The 15,750-nt window shown below is 72.1% G+C and carries 19 protein-coding genes and 1 tRNA gene; 15 read left to right on the plus strand and 5 right to left on the minus strand.

Translation table 11 applies throughout. The features are described from left to right. The 9 genes from WBG79_RS16405 (at window position 1) to WBG79_RS16445 (ending at window position 7,687) form a co-directional block, all read left to right on the plus strand. Complete coding sequence (locus WBG79_RS16405; RefSeq protein ID WP_337358262.1) at window positions 1–810, plus strand: sugar phosphate nucleotidyltransferase; 810 nt, start codon at window positions 1–3, stop codon at window positions 808–810. An 8-nt stretch (window positions 811–818) separates the two neighbouring features. Further along, a complete protein-coding gene (locus WBG79_RS16410; RefSeq protein ID WP_337358786.1) occupies window positions 819–1,565 on the plus strand; it encodes a TIGR04290 family methyltransferase in 747 nt (248 codons plus the stop codon). Between the two features lie 6 nt (window positions 1,566–1,571). Continuing rightward, window positions 1,572–2,516 carry a beta-xylosidase gene (locus tag WBG79_RS16415; protein WP_337358263.1) on the plus strand — a complete coding sequence of 315 codons (945 nt, stop codon included), beginning with the start codon at window positions 1,572–1,574 and terminating at the stop codon, window positions 2,514–2,516. After that, window positions 2,516–3,406 (plus strand): PIG-L deacetylase family protein, encoded by an 891-nt coding sequence (locus tag WBG79_RS16420; RefSeq protein WP_337358264.1) that lies wholly within the window; start codon window positions 2,516–2,518, stop codon window positions 3,404–3,406. Before WBG79_RS16415 ends, WBG79_RS16420 begins: the two co-directional genes overlap by 1 nt. Further along, the gene (locus tag WBG79_RS16425) at window positions 3,403–4,473 is read left to right on the plus strand and encodes a glycosyltransferase family 4 protein (protein ID WP_337358265.1); all 1,071 of its coding nucleotides are present in this window, start codon (window positions 3,403–3,405) and stop codon (window positions 4,471–4,473) included. The genes WBG79_RS16420 and WBG79_RS16425 overlap by 4 nt, the downstream gene beginning before the upstream one ends. Beyond that, a complete protein-coding gene (locus WBG79_RS16430) occupies window positions 4,470–5,474 on the plus strand; it encodes a GNAT family N-acetyltransferase (RefSeq protein ID WP_337358266.1) in 1,005 nt (334 codons plus the stop codon). The genes WBG79_RS16425 and WBG79_RS16430 overlap by 4 nt, the downstream gene beginning before the upstream one ends. Further along, window positions 5,471–6,358, plus strand: coding sequence for a class I SAM-dependent methyltransferase (locus tag WBG79_RS16435; RefSeq protein ID WP_337358267.1), 888 nt, complete (start codon window positions 5,471–5,473; stop codon window positions 6,356–6,358). Before WBG79_RS16430 ends, WBG79_RS16435 begins: the two co-directional genes overlap by 4 nt. Window positions 6,359–6,430: 72 nt before the next feature. After that, a complete protein-coding gene (tam, locus tag WBG79_RS16440) occupies window positions 6,431–7,204 on the plus strand; it encodes a trans-aconitate 2-methyltransferase (RefSeq protein ID WP_337358268.1) in 774 nt (257 codons plus the stop codon). Between the two features lie 75 nt (window positions 7,205–7,279). Beyond that, complete coding sequence (locus WBG79_RS16445; RefSeq protein WP_337358269.1) at window positions 7,280–7,687, plus strand: DUF6455 family protein; 408 nt, start codon at window positions 7,280–7,282, stop codon at window positions 7,685–7,687. A 7-nt stretch (window positions 7,688–7,694) separates the two neighbouring features. Here WBG79_RS16445 and WBG79_RS16450 read toward each other — a convergent pair whose 3' ends face one another. Continuing rightward, on the minus strand, window positions 7,695–8,219 hold the full coding sequence (locus WBG79_RS16450) for a disulfide bond formation protein B (protein WP_337358270.1): 525 nt from the start codon (window positions 8,217–8,219) through the stop codon (window positions 7,695–7,697). Between the two features lie 52 nt (window positions 8,220–8,271). Further along, window positions 8,272–8,859, minus strand: a complete 588-nt coding sequence (locus WBG79_RS16455; RefSeq protein ID WP_337358271.1) for a YqaA family protein — start codon at window positions 8,857–8,859, stop codon at window positions 8,272–8,274. 123 nt (window positions 8,860–8,982) lie between these two features. Between WBG79_RS16455 and WBG79_RS16460 the strand changes: the two genes are divergently transcribed. Both WBG79_RS16460 and WBG79_RS16465 read left to right on the plus strand, forming a co-directional pair. Then, window positions 8,983–9,068 (plus strand) — tRNA-Leu (locus WBG79_RS16460). Window positions 9,069–9,170: 102 nt separating this feature from the next. Then, window positions 9,171–10,259 (plus strand): enolase C-terminal domain-like protein, encoded by a 1,089-nt coding sequence (locus tag WBG79_RS16465; RefSeq protein WP_337358272.1) that lies wholly within the window; start codon window positions 9,171–9,173, stop codon window positions 10,257–10,259. Window positions 10,260–10,394: 135 nt separating this feature from the next. Here the strand turns inward: WBG79_RS16465 and WBG79_RS16470 are convergent, their stop codons facing one another. Next, window positions 10,395–10,982: a hypothetical protein gene (locus WBG79_RS16470; RefSeq protein WP_337358273.1), complete on the minus strand. Its 588-nt coding sequence runs from the start codon at window positions 10,980–10,982 to the stop codon at window positions 10,395–10,397. Between the two features lie 653 nt (window positions 10,983–11,635). Between WBG79_RS16470 and WBG79_RS16475 the strand changes: the two genes are divergently transcribed. The 3 genes from WBG79_RS16475 to WBG79_RS16485 all read left to right on the plus strand — a co-directional run bounded on the left by WBG79_RS16475 (window position 11,636) and on the right by WBG79_RS16485 (window position 13,332). Then, on the plus strand, window positions 11,636–12,004 hold the full coding sequence (locus WBG79_RS16475; RefSeq protein ID WP_337358274.1) for a hypothetical protein: 369 nt from the start codon (window positions 11,636–11,638) through the stop codon (window positions 12,002–12,004). A 6-nt stretch (window positions 12,005–12,010) separates the two neighbouring features. After that, window positions 12,011–12,406: a hypothetical protein gene (locus WBG79_RS16480; protein ID WP_337358275.1), complete on the plus strand. Its 396-nt coding sequence runs from the start codon at window positions 12,011–12,013 to the stop codon at window positions 12,404–12,406. Between the two features lie 83 nt (window positions 12,407–12,489). Next, the gene (locus tag WBG79_RS16485; RefSeq protein WP_337358276.1) at window positions 12,490–13,332 is read left to right on the plus strand and encodes a ZIP family metal transporter; all 843 of its coding nucleotides are present in this window, start codon (window positions 12,490–12,492) and stop codon (window positions 13,330–13,332) included. Window positions 13,333–13,392: 60 nt separating this feature from the next. On the opposite strand, the gene WBG79_RS16490 is transcribed toward WBG79_RS16485, so the two are convergent. Next, complete coding sequence (locus WBG79_RS16490) at window positions 13,393–14,217, minus strand: SDR family NAD(P)-dependent oxidoreductase (protein WP_337358277.1); 825 nt, start codon at window positions 14,215–14,217, stop codon at window positions 13,393–13,395. Between the two features lie 159 nt (window positions 14,218–14,376). Here WBG79_RS16490 and WBG79_RS16495 point away from each other — a divergent pair, with 159 nt between their 5' ends. Further along, window positions 14,377–15,351, plus strand: a complete 975-nt coding sequence (locus tag WBG79_RS16495) for an NADPH:quinone oxidoreductase family protein (RefSeq protein ID WP_337358278.1) — start codon at window positions 14,377–14,379, stop codon at window positions 15,349–15,351. 21 nt (window positions 15,352–15,372) lie between these two features. Here the strand turns inward: WBG79_RS16495 and WBG79_RS16500 are convergent, their stop codons facing one another. Next, window positions 15,373–15,741, minus strand: coding sequence for a YkvA family protein (locus WBG79_RS16500; RefSeq protein ID WP_337358279.1), 369 nt, complete (start codon window positions 15,739–15,741; stop codon window positions 15,373–15,375). Between the last annotated feature and the right edge of the window lie 9 nt (window positions 15,742–15,750).

Here is a 15,750-nt window from a genome sequence, read left to right on the forward strand (position 1 = left end):
ATGTGGGGCATCGTTCCGGCCGCCGGGCGCGGCAGCCGCATCCAGCCGCTGGCCTTTTCCAAGGAACTGCTGCCGGTCGGCAGCCGCATGTCGGACGGGGTGGAGCGGCCTTGCGCGGTCAGCGAGTACCTGGTCGAGCGCATGATCGCCGGCGGGGCCGATAAGATCTGCTTCGTGATCGCGCCGGGGAAGTCGGACATCCTGGAATACTACGGTGGTGGCTACGGGGCGGCCTCGACCGTCTACGTGGTGCAGCCGAACCCGGCCGGTCTGTGCGACGCCATCTTCCGGGTGTCGCCGCTGGTCGACCCGGAGGAGCAGGTGCTGGTCGGGCTGCCCGACACGGTCTGGATGCCGCAGGACGGCTTCGCGGCGCTGCCCGACGGACGGCTCTCCTTCCTGCTCTTCCCCGTGGAGCGGCCCGAGCATTTCGACGCCGTGGTGACCGACGGGGCGGGCCGGGTGCTCGAGATCCAGGTCAAGTCGCCCGTCGCCGCGACCCACTGGATCTGGGGCGGCTTCAAGATGCCGGGCCGGATCCTCGAGGAGCTCCGCCGGCTGTGGCTGGCGCGGGACTGCCGGGACGAATACGTGGGCACGCTCGTGAACGCGTGGATCGCCGGGGGCGGGGAGGCCTGGGGCGTCCGCGCCGGTTCGGCCTACGTGGACGTCGGCACCATCGACGGCTACCGCACCGCCGCCCGGCTGCTCTCCGACACCGCCGGCCCGGTCGGCACCCGGGTCGGCCTCGACTGGCCCTCGGGCCGCGCCCATGCCGGCCTCCACCTGCCTCCCAAGGCGAGACCCTGATGAACGACATGACGTCGACGGACGACATCCGCCGCCGGGCCGAGGCGCTCGGCCCCTGGTTCCACAACATCCAGCTCGCCGAGGGCGTCTGGACCGCGCCGGACCATTTCCTCGGCGACTACCCGGCCTTCAAGTGGCGGACCTTCGAGCACGCGATCCCGGCCGACCTGTCGGGGCGGACGGTGCTCGACATCGGCTGCAACGGCGGCTTCTACGCCATGGAGATGAAGCGCCGCGGGGCCGACAGGGTGCTGGCCGTCGACTTCGACGAGGACTACCTGGCGCAGGCGCGCTTCGCCGCGGGGGTGGCGGGGCTCGACATCGAGTTCCGGCAGCTCAGCGTCTACGACGTGGCGAGCCTCGGCGAGCGCTTCGACGTCGTCCTCTTCATGGGCGTCCTCTACCACCTGCGCCATCCGCTGCTCGCCCTCGACCTGATCCACGAGCATGTCGCCCGCGACCTCCTGGTCTTCCAGTCCATGCAGCGCGGATCGGGCGAGGTCGACGCGGTCGCGTACGACTACGAGTTCACCGAGACCGACCATTTCGACCGGCCCGGCTATCCCAAGCTCCACTTCATCGAGCACGACTATGCGCATGATCCCACCAACTGGTGGGCGCCGAACCGGGCCTGCACGGAGGCGATGCTGCGCAGCGCCGGGTTCCAGATCCTCGAGCACCCCGAGGAGGAGGTCTATGTCTGCCGCCGGATCGACGGCCCGGCCGGTCTTGCCGTCTATCCCGCGAGAGGATGAGTGCCGATGATCGAAGCCGCGATGATCTGGAACGAGCCGAACAACAAGTCCCATTGGGACCCGGAGATCGATCCGGACTGGCGCCTGTTCGCCGAGATGGCGTCGGCGGCCGGGGCGGCGATCCGGGACGTCCATCCGACGCTGCCGCGCGTCCTCGGGGGCATGTCCCCCATCGACCCGAACTTCCTGGTGAACCTCGCCGGGCGCGGCGTCCTCAGCCATCTCGACGCGGTGGCGGTCCACGGATTCCCGCTCGACTGGAACCTCTGGCAGATCCACGAGTGGCCCGCCAAGATCGACCTGATCAAGGCCGTGACGGACCTGCCGGTCTGGGTCAGCGAAGTCGGCATCTCCACCTTCGGGGCCGAGGAGGTGCAGGTCTGGGGGCTCGACCGGACCGCCGAGCTCCTGATCGGCAAGGTGCCGCGGATCCACTGGTACAGCCTCTTCGACCTGCCGCAGGCCTGGGGGGCGACGACCCGGCACAAGGAGGCCGAGGGCTCGTCCTACTACCGGCACTTCTACATGGGGCTGATCCGCGAGGACGGCACGCCCAAGCCGGCCCTGGAGCTGTTCGGCGACTACACGCCCCACATGGGCCTGTGCCAGTGGTTCCATTTCGAGGACCCGCGCCTCGACGACGCGGTGCGGTGGATGAAGCGGCTCGGGGTCACGTATCTGCGCACCGGGCTGTCCTGGGCGGACAGCTTCCGGCCCGGCGCGCTGGACTGGTTCGACCGCCAGATGGAGGCCCTGGCGGACTTCCAGGTGACCGTGACCTTCTGCTTCACGCCGGAGCACCGCGGGATCGCCCCGCACCACACGAGCGCGCCGCTGGACAAGACCGAGTTCGCCGACTTCTGCGCGCGCATGATCGAGCGCTATGCCGACCGCATCGTCCCGCTCGGGGCCGGGACGACCCCGGCCCAGTCCCTGGGGGTCCTGTCCTGATGGGCGCCGAGGTGGTTCCGTTGCCGCGCGCCGAGGCGCCCGCCACGGGGCCGGTGACCGAGCTCGCCCAGTTTCTGGACCTGGTGGCGGCACCGGGCCGGCCGCCGATCGATGCGGGCCAGGTCATGGTCGTCGTGGCGCATCCGGACGACGAGACGCTCGGGGCCGGGGCGCTGCTGCCGCGCCTCAGGGGCGTCCGGCTCGTGCACGTGACGGACGGCGCTCCGCTCTCGATGACGGACGCCACGGCGGCCGGGTTCTCGACGCGCGAGGACTACGCCGCGGCGCGGCTGGCGGAGCTCCGGGCCGCGATGGACCTCGCCGGCGTTCCGGGCGACGCGCTCCATGCGCTCGGGGTGATCGACCAGGGCGTCGGCGACGACCTGCCCGGTATCGCCCGACGCCTCGCGGACCTCATGGCGGCCTTCGACACCGCGATCGTGCTGACCCACGCCTACGAGGGCGGGCACCCGGACCACGACGGCGTCTCCTACGCGGTCCGCGCCGCGAGCGACCTGCTCGCCGCCGCGGGGCGGCGGGCGCCGGGGATCGCCGAGATGCCGCTCTACCACGCTGACGGGGCCGGGCTCGCCCGCCAGCGCTTCCCCGCCGCCCTCGACTACGACGCGCCGGAGACCGGCGTCCTCCTCGACGAGACGGCCCGGAGCCTGAAGCGGCGCATGATGGAGTGCTTCCGGACGCAGGCCTACATCCTCGACGCCTTCACGAGCGAGGTCGAGCGGTTCCGGCTGGCGCAGGGGTTGGACCACCGACTGCTGCCCAATTCGGGCGACCTCTGGTACGAGCGCTTCGCCTGGGGCATGACCGGGCCGCGCTGGCTCGCGCTCGTCGCCGCCGCCGACCGCGCACTGGGCCTCGAACGGCCATGAGCTGGACGATCCTGCAGGTCGCCTACCCGTTCGCCCCGGTGGGGCCGGACGCGGTCGGGGGCGCCGAGCAGGTCCTGAGCCTCCTCGACCGGGCGCTGACGGCCGCCGGCCACACCTCGCTGGTCATCGCCACGGAAGGGTCGGCGGTCGCCGGAACGCTCCTGCCGGTGCCGGCCGAGACCGGACGGCTCGACGACGCGGTCAAGGCGCGCGGCCGGGCGCAACACCGGGCCACCATCGAGGCCGCCCTGCAGGCCTGGCCGGTCGATCTGGTGCATCTCCACGGCCTCGACTTCTGGGCCTACCGGCCCGCCGGCGTGCCGATGCTCGCGACCTTGCACCTGCCTCCGGGGTGGTATCCGGAGGAGGCCTGGCGGCCCGACCCGCATCTCTTCCTCAACCCCGTCTCGGGCGCGCAGGCGCGGGCCTGCCCGCCCGGGGCCCGTCTGCTGGAGCCGATCGCCAACGGGGTGCCGGTGGAGGCGCTCGCGGCGGAGCCGGACCGGGCGCGGGAGGACTTCTGCCTGGTGCTCGGCCGGATCTGCCCCGAGAAGGGCATCCACCTCGCGCTCGAGGCCGCCCGGCTCGCCGGCGTGACCCTCCTGGTCGGCGGCGCCGTCTTCCCTTACGCGGAGCATGAACGCTACTTCGCCGAGGAGGTCCGCCCCCGCCTCGACGCGCATCGCCGCTTCCTCGGTCCGCTCGGCTTCGCGCAGAAGCGGGACCTGCTCTCCCGCGCGAAGGCGCTGCTCGTCCCGAGCCTCGCCCCGGAGACCAGTTCGCTCGTCGCCATGGAGGCGCTCGCCTGCGGCACGCCCGTGATCGCCTTCCCGGCCGGAGCGCTGCCGGAGATCGTCGAGCCGGGCGAGACGGGCTTCCTGGTCGACGGCGTGGAGGCGATGGCCCGGGCGATCGGACGGGCGGACGAGATCGACCGCCGGCACTGCCGCCGCGTGGCGCGCGAACGCTTTTCCGGCGGGCGCATGGCGCAGGGCTACTTCGCGGCCTATCGGGCCATCCTCGACCGCGTCGCCGGGCGGCGCGAGCCCGTCGGCGTGCTCCCGTGACCCCGACGCTCGCCATCGACACCATCGAGGATGGCGCCGGCCTGGAGTCCCTGGCGCCGGAGTGGTCGACGCTGTGGGCCGCGATACCGGCCGCCTCCCCGTTCCAGCGGCCCGAATGGGCGCTCGCCTGGTGGCGCCACTTCCGACCGGGACGGCTGCGGGCGATCGCGGTCAGGGAGGACGGCCGCCTCGTCGGTCTGGCGCCGCTCTGGCACGAGTCCGGCGAGCTCGGCGAAAGACTGCTGCCGGTCGGGATCGGGGTCGGCGACATCCTCGACATTCTGGCCGAGCCGCAACGGCGGTCCCCGGTGCTCGCCGCGATCGCCGACGCGATCGGGAGGATGCCGGGCTGGTCCGCGTTCGACGCGCCGGATTGCCGGCCCGGCTCGTCCCTCGCCGCCTTGCCGGCCCCGGTCGGGTCGGTCCCGGCCCGTGCTCCCGGCGAGACCACCCCGGCGCTGGACCTGACCGGCCCGGCCGACCCGGACGGCCTGCCGCTCCGGATTCCGGCCCCCTGGCGCCGCAACCTGCGGCGGGCCCGCCGGCTCGCGGGCGAGGCCGGCACGATGCGGATCGAACGTCGCGAGGCGGACCCGGCGGGTTTCCTGGGCGTGCTGGAGGCTCTGCACGGCTCGCGCTGGCGCGAACGGGGCGAAGCCGGGGTCCTGGCCGATCCGCGCGTAATCGCCTTCCAGCGCGAGGCGCTCGCGGGCCTGGCCGCGGCCGGTTTGGCGCGCCTCGCCGTGCTGGCGATCGACGGCCGGCCGGCCGGGGCCTACTACGGCCTGAGGACGGTCGGGCGCGCCTACGCGTATATCGGCGGCTTCGATCCCGCCTTCGCGGCCGTCAGCCCCGGCACGATCCTGCTCGGCGACGCCATCGCGGCGGCGCGCGCCGAAGGGTTGGAGGTCTTCGACTTCCTGCGGGGCGCGGAGGCCTACAAGTACCGCTGGGGGGCGGTCGACGCCCCGGCGCTGCACCTGACCTGGCGGCGGCCGTGACCGCGGAGGCCGTGCTGGCCGCGATCCTGGAGGGTCGCATTCCGGTCGGCAGCGGTCTCGCGCGCCTGCTCGGGGAGGCCGAGACGCCCGAGGCGGTGACCCGTCTTCTGGACCGCGCCCGGGCCGCGCCGGCCGAGGCGGCGCGGCTCCGTGAGCTTCGGACGCTCCTGGCCGCCCATCCGGATGCCTGGGCGGCCGTGCGCAGGGTCCTGGCGGCCGTGCCCCACGACGCGGTGCCGGCCGATCCGGAGGCGGTGCCGGGCCACTGGGCGCGCCTCTTCGACGCGGCCGTGTCCGCCTCGCCCGAGGCGAGCGTCGCGCTGCTCTCGCTCGGGGACGCGGGGCGGCTCGCGGACGCGACCGCCGAGATCGTCGCCTGGCTCGACGCGCGGGGCCTGCTGGCCGCCGGCCGGCGGGTCCTCGACCTCGGCTGCGGGATCGGCCGGCTCGAGGCCGCGCTCGCAGGCCGGGTGGCGGCGGTCGTCGGCCTCGACGTGTCGCCCGGCATGGTCCGCGAGGCGGAGCGGCGCAGCGCGGGGCTTCCCGGGGTGCGCTACGCCTGCGGGTCGGCCCACCAGCTCCCGGAGGAGATCGGGGAGGGGTTCGACCTGGCGGTCGCGGTGGACAGCTTCCCGTATCTGACCGCGGCGGGCGCGGGTCTCGCCCGCCTCGCGCTCCGCGAGGCGGGCCGCGTGCTCGAGCCCGGGGGAGACCTGGTGATCATCAACTACGCGTATGGGCTCGCGCCGGAGGAGGAGCTCGCCCGTCTCCGGGCCGACCTCGACGGCGCCGGCTTCGTCGGCGTCTCGGCCGACCCGGCGCCGTTCCGGCTGTGGGACGGACGGGCGTTCCACATGAAACGCCGGGCTGCAGCGCTGCCATGACGCCGGCCGATGGCGCGCCCGGCCCATGGCGGGCATGATGGCGGCGACCCGAGACCGGAGACGGAGCGCACCATGGCCCAGGACTGGCAGCCCGCCCTCTACGCCCGCTACGGGGACGAGCGCCTGCAGCCGGTGCTCGACCTCCTGGCGCGCGTGCCGTTCGACCGCCCCCGGCGCGTCGTCGACCTGGGCTGCGGGGCGGCGGCCTCGACGGTGCCGCTGGTCGAGCGATGGCCGGAGGCCGAGGTGGTGGGTCTCGACACGTCCCCCGCGATGCTGAAGGCGGCGCGCGAGAGGCTGCCCGGCACGGCCTTCGTGCAAGGCGACGTCGCCACCTGGGCGCCGGCCGAGCCCGTGGACCTCCTCTTCGCCAATGCGGTGCTGCAGTGGGTGCCGGACCACGGGGCGCTGCTGCCGCGCCTCATGGGCCTGCTCGCGCCGGGCGGTGCCCTCGCGGTGCAGATGCCCGACAACCTCTCCGAACCGAGCCATGCGCTCATGCGCGAGCTGGCGGCCGAGGCCCCGTTCGCGGCCGCGCTCCGGGACGCGGCCGGGGCCCGGACCGAGATCGCCGGGTCGGACCGCCTCTACGACATGCTCGCCCCCCATGCGGCCTCGGTGCAGATCTGGCGCACCGTCTACCATCACCCGCTCGCCGGCCCGGACGCCATCGTGGAGATGGTCCGGTCGACCGGACTGAGGCCGTTCCTCGACCCGCTCGGGGAGGCGGACAGGGTCGCCTACCTCGCCCGCTACACCGACCGGATCGCGGCCGCCTATCCGCGGCGCGCGGACGGGCGGGTGCTCTTCCGCTTTCCGAGGCTCTTCTTCGTGGCTGTCCGCTGACGCCGGCGCGCGATCTTGATTTCAATCAATTCGCGGTCCGGGCCGTGCTGGCATTCTCACGCGAAGGAGAGAGCCATGCAGGGTCTAGACGAAGCCGTGCGCCGCAACGCCTTCCTGGCGGCGGTGATCCAATGGTGGCGCGACCGGCGCCTGAAGGGCCGCCGGAGCGAGCTTGACGAGCTGGACGACCACGAACTCGCCCGCATGGCGGGGGAGCTCGGAATCACGCGCGCCGACCTCGTCACGCTGGTCGAGGACGGCGGGCAGTCGGCCGGCCTGATGAAGCGGATGCTGGCGTCCCACCACATCGCCGCGCTCGACCTGGAGCGCCGGCTGCCGGAGGTCTACCGCGACATGGCGGTGCATTGCGCCGGCTGCACCGAGAAGGGCCGCTGCGCGCACGAGCTCGATGCCGGCACGGCGGCGGTCCATGCCGAGCAGTTCTGCCCGAACGCGGACACCATCCGAGCTCTGCTGGCCTGAGGGGCCGTCACGCGGCGGCGCGCGGGCGCAACACGGCGCCCGCGAGCGCCAGGACGACGATGCCGGCGCTGACGACGGCGTTCCAGCCCGCGAAGGACAGGCCGAGCATGCGCCAGTCCACCTCGGTGCAGCTGGCGATCTTCACCTTGTTGAGACTGCCGAGAAGGTCGGTGGCCGCGCCCGGGATGGTGGCGCCGCGGGTGGCGCCGCAGTCGGTCGGGCCCGCCCAGAAGCCCCATTGGGAGCCGGCCTGGTAGATGCCGAGCGCGGCCCCGTAGGCGAAGATCAGGGCCACCGCGGCGAGCGCGCCCCGGGTCAGCCAGGCGGGTCCGCCGAGGCGATCGGACAGGAGTGCCAGGAGCGCGACCGGCAGCCCGAGGTAATAGGGATCCCGCTGTTCCAGGCAGAGCTTGCAGGGCACGTAGCCGCCGATCAGCTCGTAGCCCCAGGCCGCCAGGATGGCGGCCAGCCCGCCGAGGAGGATCAGGGCCGCGGCGGTCGTCTGCGGTCTCGCCAGCAATCGGTCGAACATCGGCGGCGGTTCCCGGAAGGGGGCGACCCGGCCGGCAGCCGGGCTCGGGCGTTCAGTGCGCGTATCTGACGAGGAGGTAGAGCAGAATGATGGCGGCCGCCGCGACGGCGGCGATCGTGCCGAGCCGCTCCTCCACGAAGGCCCGGATCGGCTCGCCGTAGCGGCGCAGGAGCCAGGCCAGCGCGAAGAAGCGGGCGCCGCGGGCGAGGATGCAGGACAGCACGAAGACCCACATGTCGACGGCGGCCGCGCCGGACAGGATGGTGACGACCTTGATGGGCGGCAGGTGCGCCAGGCCCGAAGTCACCAGCATGAGGAGGATCGCGTCGCGGCCCGCGGATCCGCGCAGCTGCTCGAAGGTGTCGAGCTTGCCGTAGAAGGCGAGGATCGGCTTGGCGACCGTCTCGTAGGCGTAGTAGCCGACGTAGTAGCCGGCGATGCCGCCGAGCACCGACGCCACGGTGGCGATCAGCGCGTAGCGCCAGGCGCGATCCGGCCGGGCCAGCGCCATCGGCAGGAACAGCACGTCGGCCGGCACGAGGAAGATCGAGCTCTCCACGAAGGCGATGATCGCCAGCCACCATTCGGCGGACTTGCGGGCGGCGAGCGACAGGGTCCAGTCGTAGAGGCGGCGCAGCATGGGCTCCGCTTATCCGACCTCCGTCCCAAAATCCACTCCCGGCGCCGCCGCACCGCCGCAGGGGAGCGCCCCGCCCCGCGCCGATTGACGGACCGGACCTCCCGTCTATTATCCGCGCCCCGTGCCCCAGTGGCGAAATGGTAGACGCGGCAGACTCAAAATCTGTTGCCTTCGCGGGCGTGCTGGTTCGAGTCCGGCCTGGGGCACCATTTTCTGTGTTCGTCTGATGTCCGGCGCTTGCGCGGGCGGGCGCGCTTCCATCGGGTGGCGGGTGCGGTATCCTGTTGCGGATCGGTTTGCGGGGTCCAGGTATGGCGCTGACCATTACATCCGCCCTCGTCCGTCCCTTGATGGTCCCGGTCAAGTTTGCACTGGGGACAAGTGCGGCCGTCCTCGGCGCGGTTCCGGTCGTCCTGCTGGACCTCGGGACCGACCAGGGGGTGACCGGTCGGTCCTATGTCTTCGCGTATACGCGGGCAGGCGCACGGGGCGTTGCCGGGCATATCCAGGAGATCGTGGACGCGGTTCGGGGCCAGCCCCTGACACCCCTGCGGCTTCAGCGGCTCATGCGGCGCAGGCTTGCGCTGATCGGGCTGGTGGGGACGGTGCGGATGGCGCTGTCGGCGGTCGACGTCGCCCTTTGGGACGCGACGGGCCTTTCGGCCGGTCTGCCGCTCTGCACGCTGCTCGGGGGCGATCCCGCCCCGATCCGGGCCTATGACAGCCGCGGCCTGGGGCTCATGGAGCCCGATCGACTCGCCGACGAGGCGGAGGCCCTGCTCGCCGCCGGGCTCCCGGCCGTCAAGCTCCGGCTCGGCTATCCGACCCTTTCGCAGGATCTGGCGGCGATCGGGGCCGTCCGCCGCAGGATCGGGGACGGCATCACCCTGATGGTGGACTACAACCAGGCCTTGACCCCCCAGGAGGCTGTGGAGCGTGGGGTTGCGATCGAGCGGGAGGGCGGGGTCGCGTGGATCGAGGAGCCGATCCGGCACGACGATCACAGAGGCAATGCCAGGATCGCGGGCCGCCTGACCATGCCGGTTCAACTCGGCGAGAACTTCAACGGTCCGGAGGCCATGCTGGAGGCCCTGTCGGCCGAGGCCTGCGACCTCGTCATGCCCGATGTGGCCCGGATCGGGGGCGTGACCGGATGGATGCAGGCGGCCGGCCTCGCTGCCGCCCGGGACGTCGACATCTCTTCACACCTGATGCCGGAGATCAGCGTGCATCTGCTCGCCGCCTCCCCGACCGCCGATTGGCTCGAGTATGTCGACTGGGCCGATGCCTTCGTGCAGGAGCCTCTGCGCATCGATGGCGGATCGGTGTCGCCGCCGCCGAAACCGGGGCTGGGGCTCGTCTGGGACGAGGACCGGATCGCGCGGCTGGAGTCGATCTGACCCCGTCGCATCAGACCCGGCCGGCGAGGCCGGCCGGTCCTCGCGGCGCCGGAGCCGTCGCGGACCGCACGACGACCCCGTGACGGAGCCTCTGCCGGGCCTCCGCGCCGCCTTCGCTCCCGGCCGGCGGACCGGCTAGAACTTGTAGCGGAAGCCGACGAAGGGTCCGTGCTGGACGATATCGTACTTGAAGCCGTCGTTGTGGTAGTCGACGCCGAGGGCCCGGTAGCCTGCCAGAGCTTGCACGTTCTCCGTGAAGCGGTACCCGATGGTGCCGATCACGTCCCAGCTGAAGTCCGAGGACATCCCGAACCCGCCGACCAGGGCGGTGCCGGCCAGGAACCAGCGATCGCTGAGGTTGAAGCCGACGCGCCCGCCGACCATGGGATCGAGCCAGTTCTCGTCGGTCGACTTGCGGATCGCGATCCGCTTGCCGAGGTGCAGGGCCACGTCGGTGGAGACATCGTAGTCGCGGACAGCGGCGATCACGTCCACCGTATAGGTCGGATCAGCGACGATCCGATAGCCGACGGCCGCCGTTCCCACGAAGTTGGTCGTGTCGAGGTTCGCCCGGGCCGAAAACCGCGTCTTGAACTTCTCCGACGCGGACAGCTTCACGTAGATGGCGTCGCCGATGAACAGGAAGTTTCCGTAGCGGGCCTCGGCCGCGCCCATGAGGCCGACGTCGAGGTTCTTGAGAATGTCCCGGAACGTCGCATCCACGTGCACTGGCTTCAGCGGCGGCAAGGTGCCGACATCACCGTCGAGACCTGCCAGCCAGCCGTAACCCGTGATACTGAATTCCCAAGCAGTTCCTGCGGGAGCCGCCACCACTTCCGGCGGCTTCGCCAGATCGGACGCGCTGGCGCGATCGGATCCCATAAGCAGACTCGCCGCCACCAGCGACAGAGTCGATATGATCTTCTTTGCCTTTATCGACATTTTTCCCCATCCTGACCCGACAGCGCAGATGTCATTTGTTTGCATAGGTCAATTGTTGGTTTTTACACTGCGGTTTACTGCCGATTCTTCGAACAAGAGCCTCAGTCTTCAAGTATATTTATACATATCGTTTCCGCAATATACGAAATGCGACCTGCCGAAATTTGCCTTTGGCAGGCGCTTTTCGGACACGACCAGGATCGAGACCCGGCCCTGTCCGACATGGATGGGCCGACCGCCCCGGCGGGCCGCTTCCGTGTGGCGGGACCGGCTCCGGCCCGGCCATCGAATAATTCAGTATTTTGAATTGTTACTCGGTGCGAAGTTTGCGAAGGTCGGGTGCCCGGTGCAGACCTGCCGGTGGCCGGCCGGTCCGGGCAGGCAGCGCGGGACCCGCCCCTCTGCCCTGCGACAGGCGATCCCGAGGTTCGGACATGACGCTGACATTCCCATCCGGCTGGACGGCGGAACGCGCCGCGCCCCTGTTCCAGCTGGCTCTGCGGGTGGGCCTTGCCGCGCTCGAGGTCGGCGATGCCGTTGGGGCGGGGGCGCTCGGGCCCATCGGCTATGCGGAGATGGCGGTGGTCGGCCTGCTCCTGGTCGGGTTCGGCACGCGCCACTTCGCAGTCCTGTACCTGGCCCTCCTGGTGATTCAGTTCGGGATGGGCGCCGGACCGGCGCTCGATGCGGTGCTCGGGCGGTTCGCTGCCGGGCTGCTGCTGGTCCGCTTCGGCGGGGGCGGCATCACCCTCGAGCGTCTCGTGCCGAGCCGCAAGCCGACGCCACGCTCCTCACGCGCCTGAAGCCCGATGCTGCGACAGTTCCGAAGAATCAACGTCAAGCTCGCGAACCTGGACCGGGACGCGTTGCTCCTGGCCGTGCGGGTCCTGCTGCTGGGGGCGGTGCTGGCCGTGGCACTGGACGCGGCCGTGGGCGGCGATACCCTGAGCGCGACCGACCTCGCCGCGACCCATCCGATGACCGTCCTGTCCGTTGGCCTCCTGCTCGGCGGGGCGGCCGGGCTGGCCCTGGGGATCAGGCCCGAGATCTCGGCCGCGCTCTTTGCCGCCGGATCGCTCTGGCTCGCCCGGGCGGACACGGACACGCTCCTCTGGGTGCTGGTCGCAATCGGCGTGGCGATGGTCGGACCCGGCAAGCACAGCCTGTCCCGGCCACAGAAGGCCCGGCGTCGGCGGCGGGTCTGAGGTCCGGAACAGATCCGGAAGCGCCACGGTTCTCAACGCGGTTCGCGGCCGCGAATCGTCCGGTTCCGACCAACGGGGTCTCGATGCCGATTTGGGCCGAAGCGGCGCTCTGGGGTCTCGTCGGGGGATCGGCGCTGGTCGCGGGGGCCCTGGTCGCCTGGTGGGTCCAGGTGCCGGCCCGGCTGGTGGCGGCCGTGATGGCGGCCGGAAGCGGAATCCTGATCTCCGCGGTTTCCTTCGATCTCATGGACGAGGCCCTCGCCCGCGGCGGCTTCGCGGCGACCGCCCTCGGGTTTCTGGGCGGCGCGGCCGCCTACACGGCGGCCAATGTCGCCATCGTCCGGCGCGGCGGCGCGCACCGCAAGCGGTCCGGCACGAGCGAGGGGGAGACCCAGCGGGGCGACAGCGGGTCGGGCCTGGCGATCGCCATCGGGGCCCTGATGGACGGCATTCCCGAATCCGTGGTGATCGGGGCTAGCCTGCTCGAGGGTACCGGGGTGAGCCTCGTCACGGTCGCGGCGGTGTTCCTCTCCAACCTGCCGGAGGGGCTCTCCAGCGCGGCCGGCATGCTGCGGGCCGGCCGCTCGCCGCGCTACGTCTTCACCGTGTGGGTCGGGATCGCGCTCGCCTCGGGAGCCGCGGCCCTCCTGGGAAACGTCCTGCTCGCCGGGGCGGCACCGGCCGTCATCGCGGCCACGACCGCCGTTGCGGCCGGGGCCATCCTGGCGATGCTGGCCGACACGATGATCCCCGAGGCGTTCGAGAGGACCCACGAGTACGCCGGACTGATCACGGTCTGCGGGTTCCTGGCCGCCTTCCTGCTGACCAAGATCGGCGACGAGGCGGACCGCTCCGCCAGGCCGGCGCCGGCCGTCTCCTCGCGCCCGGACGGGGCCGGGGTCCGCCCGGACGGCGCCGGGCCCTAGGGGCTGCCCGGACGGCCCCCCACAGGACCTCCGCGATGGGCGCCGCCCCGGATCGCCCCGTCAACGGCCGGCGAGCCAGGCCTTGAAGGCCTCGGCGTAGTCGGGATGCCAGCGCGACAGGGGCGGCCGGTTCTCCACGATGTCGCCGGCGGCCCAGAGGATGCGCCGCTCGTCGGTGGGGCGGTCGACGTCGTTGTCGGGGCAGAGGACGTAGAAGTCGGGGCGGTCGAGGGCGTCCATCAGGAAATCGGCGACCTGTTCGGGCGTCCAGGCCCCGGCGGGCTTCTCGGAGCGGCCATGGGCCGTGAGGGACGTGAAGACGAAGCCCGGGATGAGCAGGCGCGCCTCGATACGACAGCCGGGCGTGTTGCGCAGCGCATGCTGCAGGGCCTCGGTGAAGACCTTCACGCCCGCCTTGGCGACGTTGTAGGCCGGGTCGCCCGGAGGCGTGGTGATGCCCTGCTTGGACCCGGTGTTGACGATGAGGCCGGGCGTGCCGGCCGCGATCATGGCCGGGGCGAAGACCTGGGAGCCGCGGATCACGCCCTGAAGGTTGACGGCGAGGATCCGCTCCCAGGTCCCCTCGGCGTCGAAGATCGAGCTGCCGGGCTGGATGCCGGCGTTGTTGACCAGCACGGAGGGGGTCCCGAGCCGGGCCGAGACGCCCGCGGCCAGGGCCTCCAGGGCGCTCCGGTCTGAGACGTCGGCCGGCATCGCGACGGCGCCCGGGACTGTGGCGGCGGCCTTGTCGAGCGTGTCGCCCGGCAGGTCGACCATGGCCACGCGCATGCCCGCCTCGGCGAGGCGGTGGGCGATCGCGAGGCCGATGCCGGATGCGGCGCCGGTCACGACGGCGGCGGCTCCGGGGCGGATGGCTGGATGCATGATGGTCTCCTCCGTCTCGCGGGCCGCCGCGGCGGCCGGACTTCCTTTGATCGAGGGCGGGAGCGGCGCCCGGGACGGCGCGCCGCGCTTCTCCTCGGCCGTGCCTGCGTGCTAGAGCCCGACGGACCTGCTTCAACCCCGCATCGGGAGGTCCGATCCATGAAGGCCGTTCTCTGCCGCGAATTCGGGCCGCCGTCGAGCCTGACCGTCGAGGATCTGCCCGAACCGGTCGCCGGGCCCGGCGAGGCGGTGATCCGGGTCCGGGCCGTGGGGCTCAATTTCTACGACACGCTCGTGATCAAGGACCGCTACCAGTACAAGCCACCCATGCCCTTTTCGCCCGGCGGCGAGATCGCCGGCGAGGTGGAGAGCGTCGGCGCGGGGGTGACCGGCGTCAAGCCCGGCGACCGCGTGATCGCCTACACGAAGTGGAACGGCGCGCGCGAGCGGACCGTGGCGCCGGCCGCCGAGTTGATCCCGATCCCGGAGGGCGTCGGCTATCCGGAGGCGGCCGCCGTCACGGTGACGTACGGCACGACCATGCACGCGTTCCGGGGGCGCGCGGATCTCGTGCCGGGCGAGACGGTCGCAGTGCTCGGCGCCTCGGGCGGGGTCGGGCAGGCGGCGATCGAGATCGCGCGGCTCATGGGTGCACGAGTGATCGCCTGCGCGTCGTCGGAGGAGAAGCTCGCCTTCTGCCGCGAGATGGGGGCGCACGAGACGATCGACTACGAGCGCGAGGACCTCAAGGTCCGGCTCAGGGAACTGACCGGCGGGCGCGGGGTGGACGTCGTCTACGACGCGGTCGGCGACCGCTTCACGGAGCCGGCGGTGCGGGCGCTCGCCTGGCGGGGGCGGCTGCTGGTCATCGGCTTCGCGGCCGGCGAGATCCCGCGCATTCCGCTGAACCTGCTGCTCCTGAAGGGCTGCGACCTGCGCGGAGTGTTCTGGGGCGAATCCCTCCGCCACGAGCCGGAGGCGCATGCGCAGAACATGGCGCAGGTTCTCGCCTGGATGGCGGAGGGGCGCCTCAGGCCGCACATCCACGCCTTCTACCCGCTCGAGGAGACCGGCCGGGCGCTCGAGGACATCGCCGGCCGGCGCGTCAAGGGCAAGGCGATCGTGGTGCCCTGACGGGCCGGGTCGGGCCCGGGCTCAGGCGTTCTCGGAGAGGGCCTGGCGGGCCGCCGCGCGGTGGCGCTCCTCGATATGGCCGGTGACGGTGCCGAAGGCGGTCATCAGGACGGTCACGTCGTCGGTGAAGCCCAGGAAGGGCAGGAAGTCGGGCAGCACGTCGGTCGGCACGACGAAGTAGGCGAGGGCGCCGAGGATGATGAGGCGCACGCGGCGAGGGGTGGCCGGGTCGAGCGCGCAGTAGTAGGCGGCGACCACGTCCTCGGCGAAGGGCACCGCCCGGGCCGCGCGCTTCAGCGTGGACCACAGGCCGGCGCGAACCTTGGCCTCCCGTTCCTCCTCCGGGCCGACGATCTCGGGATCGAGGAAGACGCGCTGGTCGAAGGTCATCGGCGGGCT

It is taken from the genome of Prosthecomicrobium sp. N25, from assembly GCF_037203705.1.
Lineage (GTDB): Bacteria > Pseudomonadota > Alphaproteobacteria > Rhizobiales > Ancalomicrobiaceae > Prosthecodimorpha.

Coding starts and splice junctions, on each gene's coding strand:
- WBG79_RS16480 (WP_337358275.1), top strand. CDS start 12,011: ATGCTGCGACAGTTCCGAAGAATCAACGTCAAGCTCGCGAACCTGGAC.
- WBG79_RS16500 (WP_337358279.1), bottom strand. CDS start 15,741: ATGACCTTCGACCAGCGCGTCTTCCTCGATCCCGAGATCGTCGGCCCG.
- WBG79_RS16410 (WP_337358786.1), top strand. CDS start 819: ATGACGTCGACGGACGACATCCGCCGCCGGGCCGAGGCGCTCGGCCCC.
- WBG79_RS16490 (WP_337358277.1), bottom strand. CDS start 14,217: ATGCATCCAGCCATCCGCCCCGGAGCCGCCGCCGTCGTGACCGGCGCC.
- WBG79_RS16405 (WP_337358262.1), top strand. CDS start 1: ATGTGGGGCATCGTTCCGGCCGCCGGGCGCGGCAGCCGCATCCAGCCG.
- WBG79_RS16485 (WP_337358276.1), top strand. CDS start 12,490: ATGCCGATTTGGGCCGAAGCGGCGCTCTGGGGTCTCGTCGGGGGATCG.
- tam (WP_337358268.1), top strand. CDS start 6,431: ATGGCCCAGGACTGGCAGCCCGCCCTCTACGCCCGCTACGGGGACGAG.
- WBG79_RS16475 (WP_337358274.1), top strand. CDS start 11,636: ATGACGCTGACATTCCCATCCGGCTGGACGGCGGAACGCGCCGCGCCC.
- WBG79_RS16420 (WP_337358264.1), top strand. CDS start 2,516: ATGGGCGCCGAGGTGGTTCCGTTGCCGCGCGCCGAGGCGCCCGCCACG.
- WBG79_RS16425 (WP_337358265.1), top strand. CDS start 3,403: ATGAGCTGGACGATCCTGCAGGTCGCCTACCCGTTCGCCCCGGTGGGG.
- WBG79_RS16455 (WP_337358271.1), bottom strand. CDS start 8,859: ATGCTGCGCCGCCTCTACGACTGGACCCTGTCGCTCGCCGCCCGCAAG.
- WBG79_RS16445 (WP_337358269.1), top strand. CDS start 7,280: ATGCAGGGTCTAGACGAAGCCGTGCGCCGCAACGCCTTCCTGGCGGCG.
- WBG79_RS16415 (WP_337358263.1), top strand. CDS start 1,572: ATGATCGAAGCCGCGATGATCTGGAACGAGCCGAACAACAAGTCCCAT.
- WBG79_RS16495 (WP_337358278.1), top strand. CDS start 14,377: ATGAAGGCCGTTCTCTGCCGCGAATTCGGGCCGCCGTCGAGCCTGACC.
- WBG79_RS16450 (WP_337358270.1), bottom strand. CDS start 8,219: ATGTTCGACCGATTGCTGGCGAGACCGCAGACGACCGCCGCGGCCCTG.
- WBG79_RS16465 (WP_337358272.1), top strand. CDS start 9,171: ATGGCGCTGACCATTACATCCGCCCTCGTCCGTCCCTTGATGGTCCCG.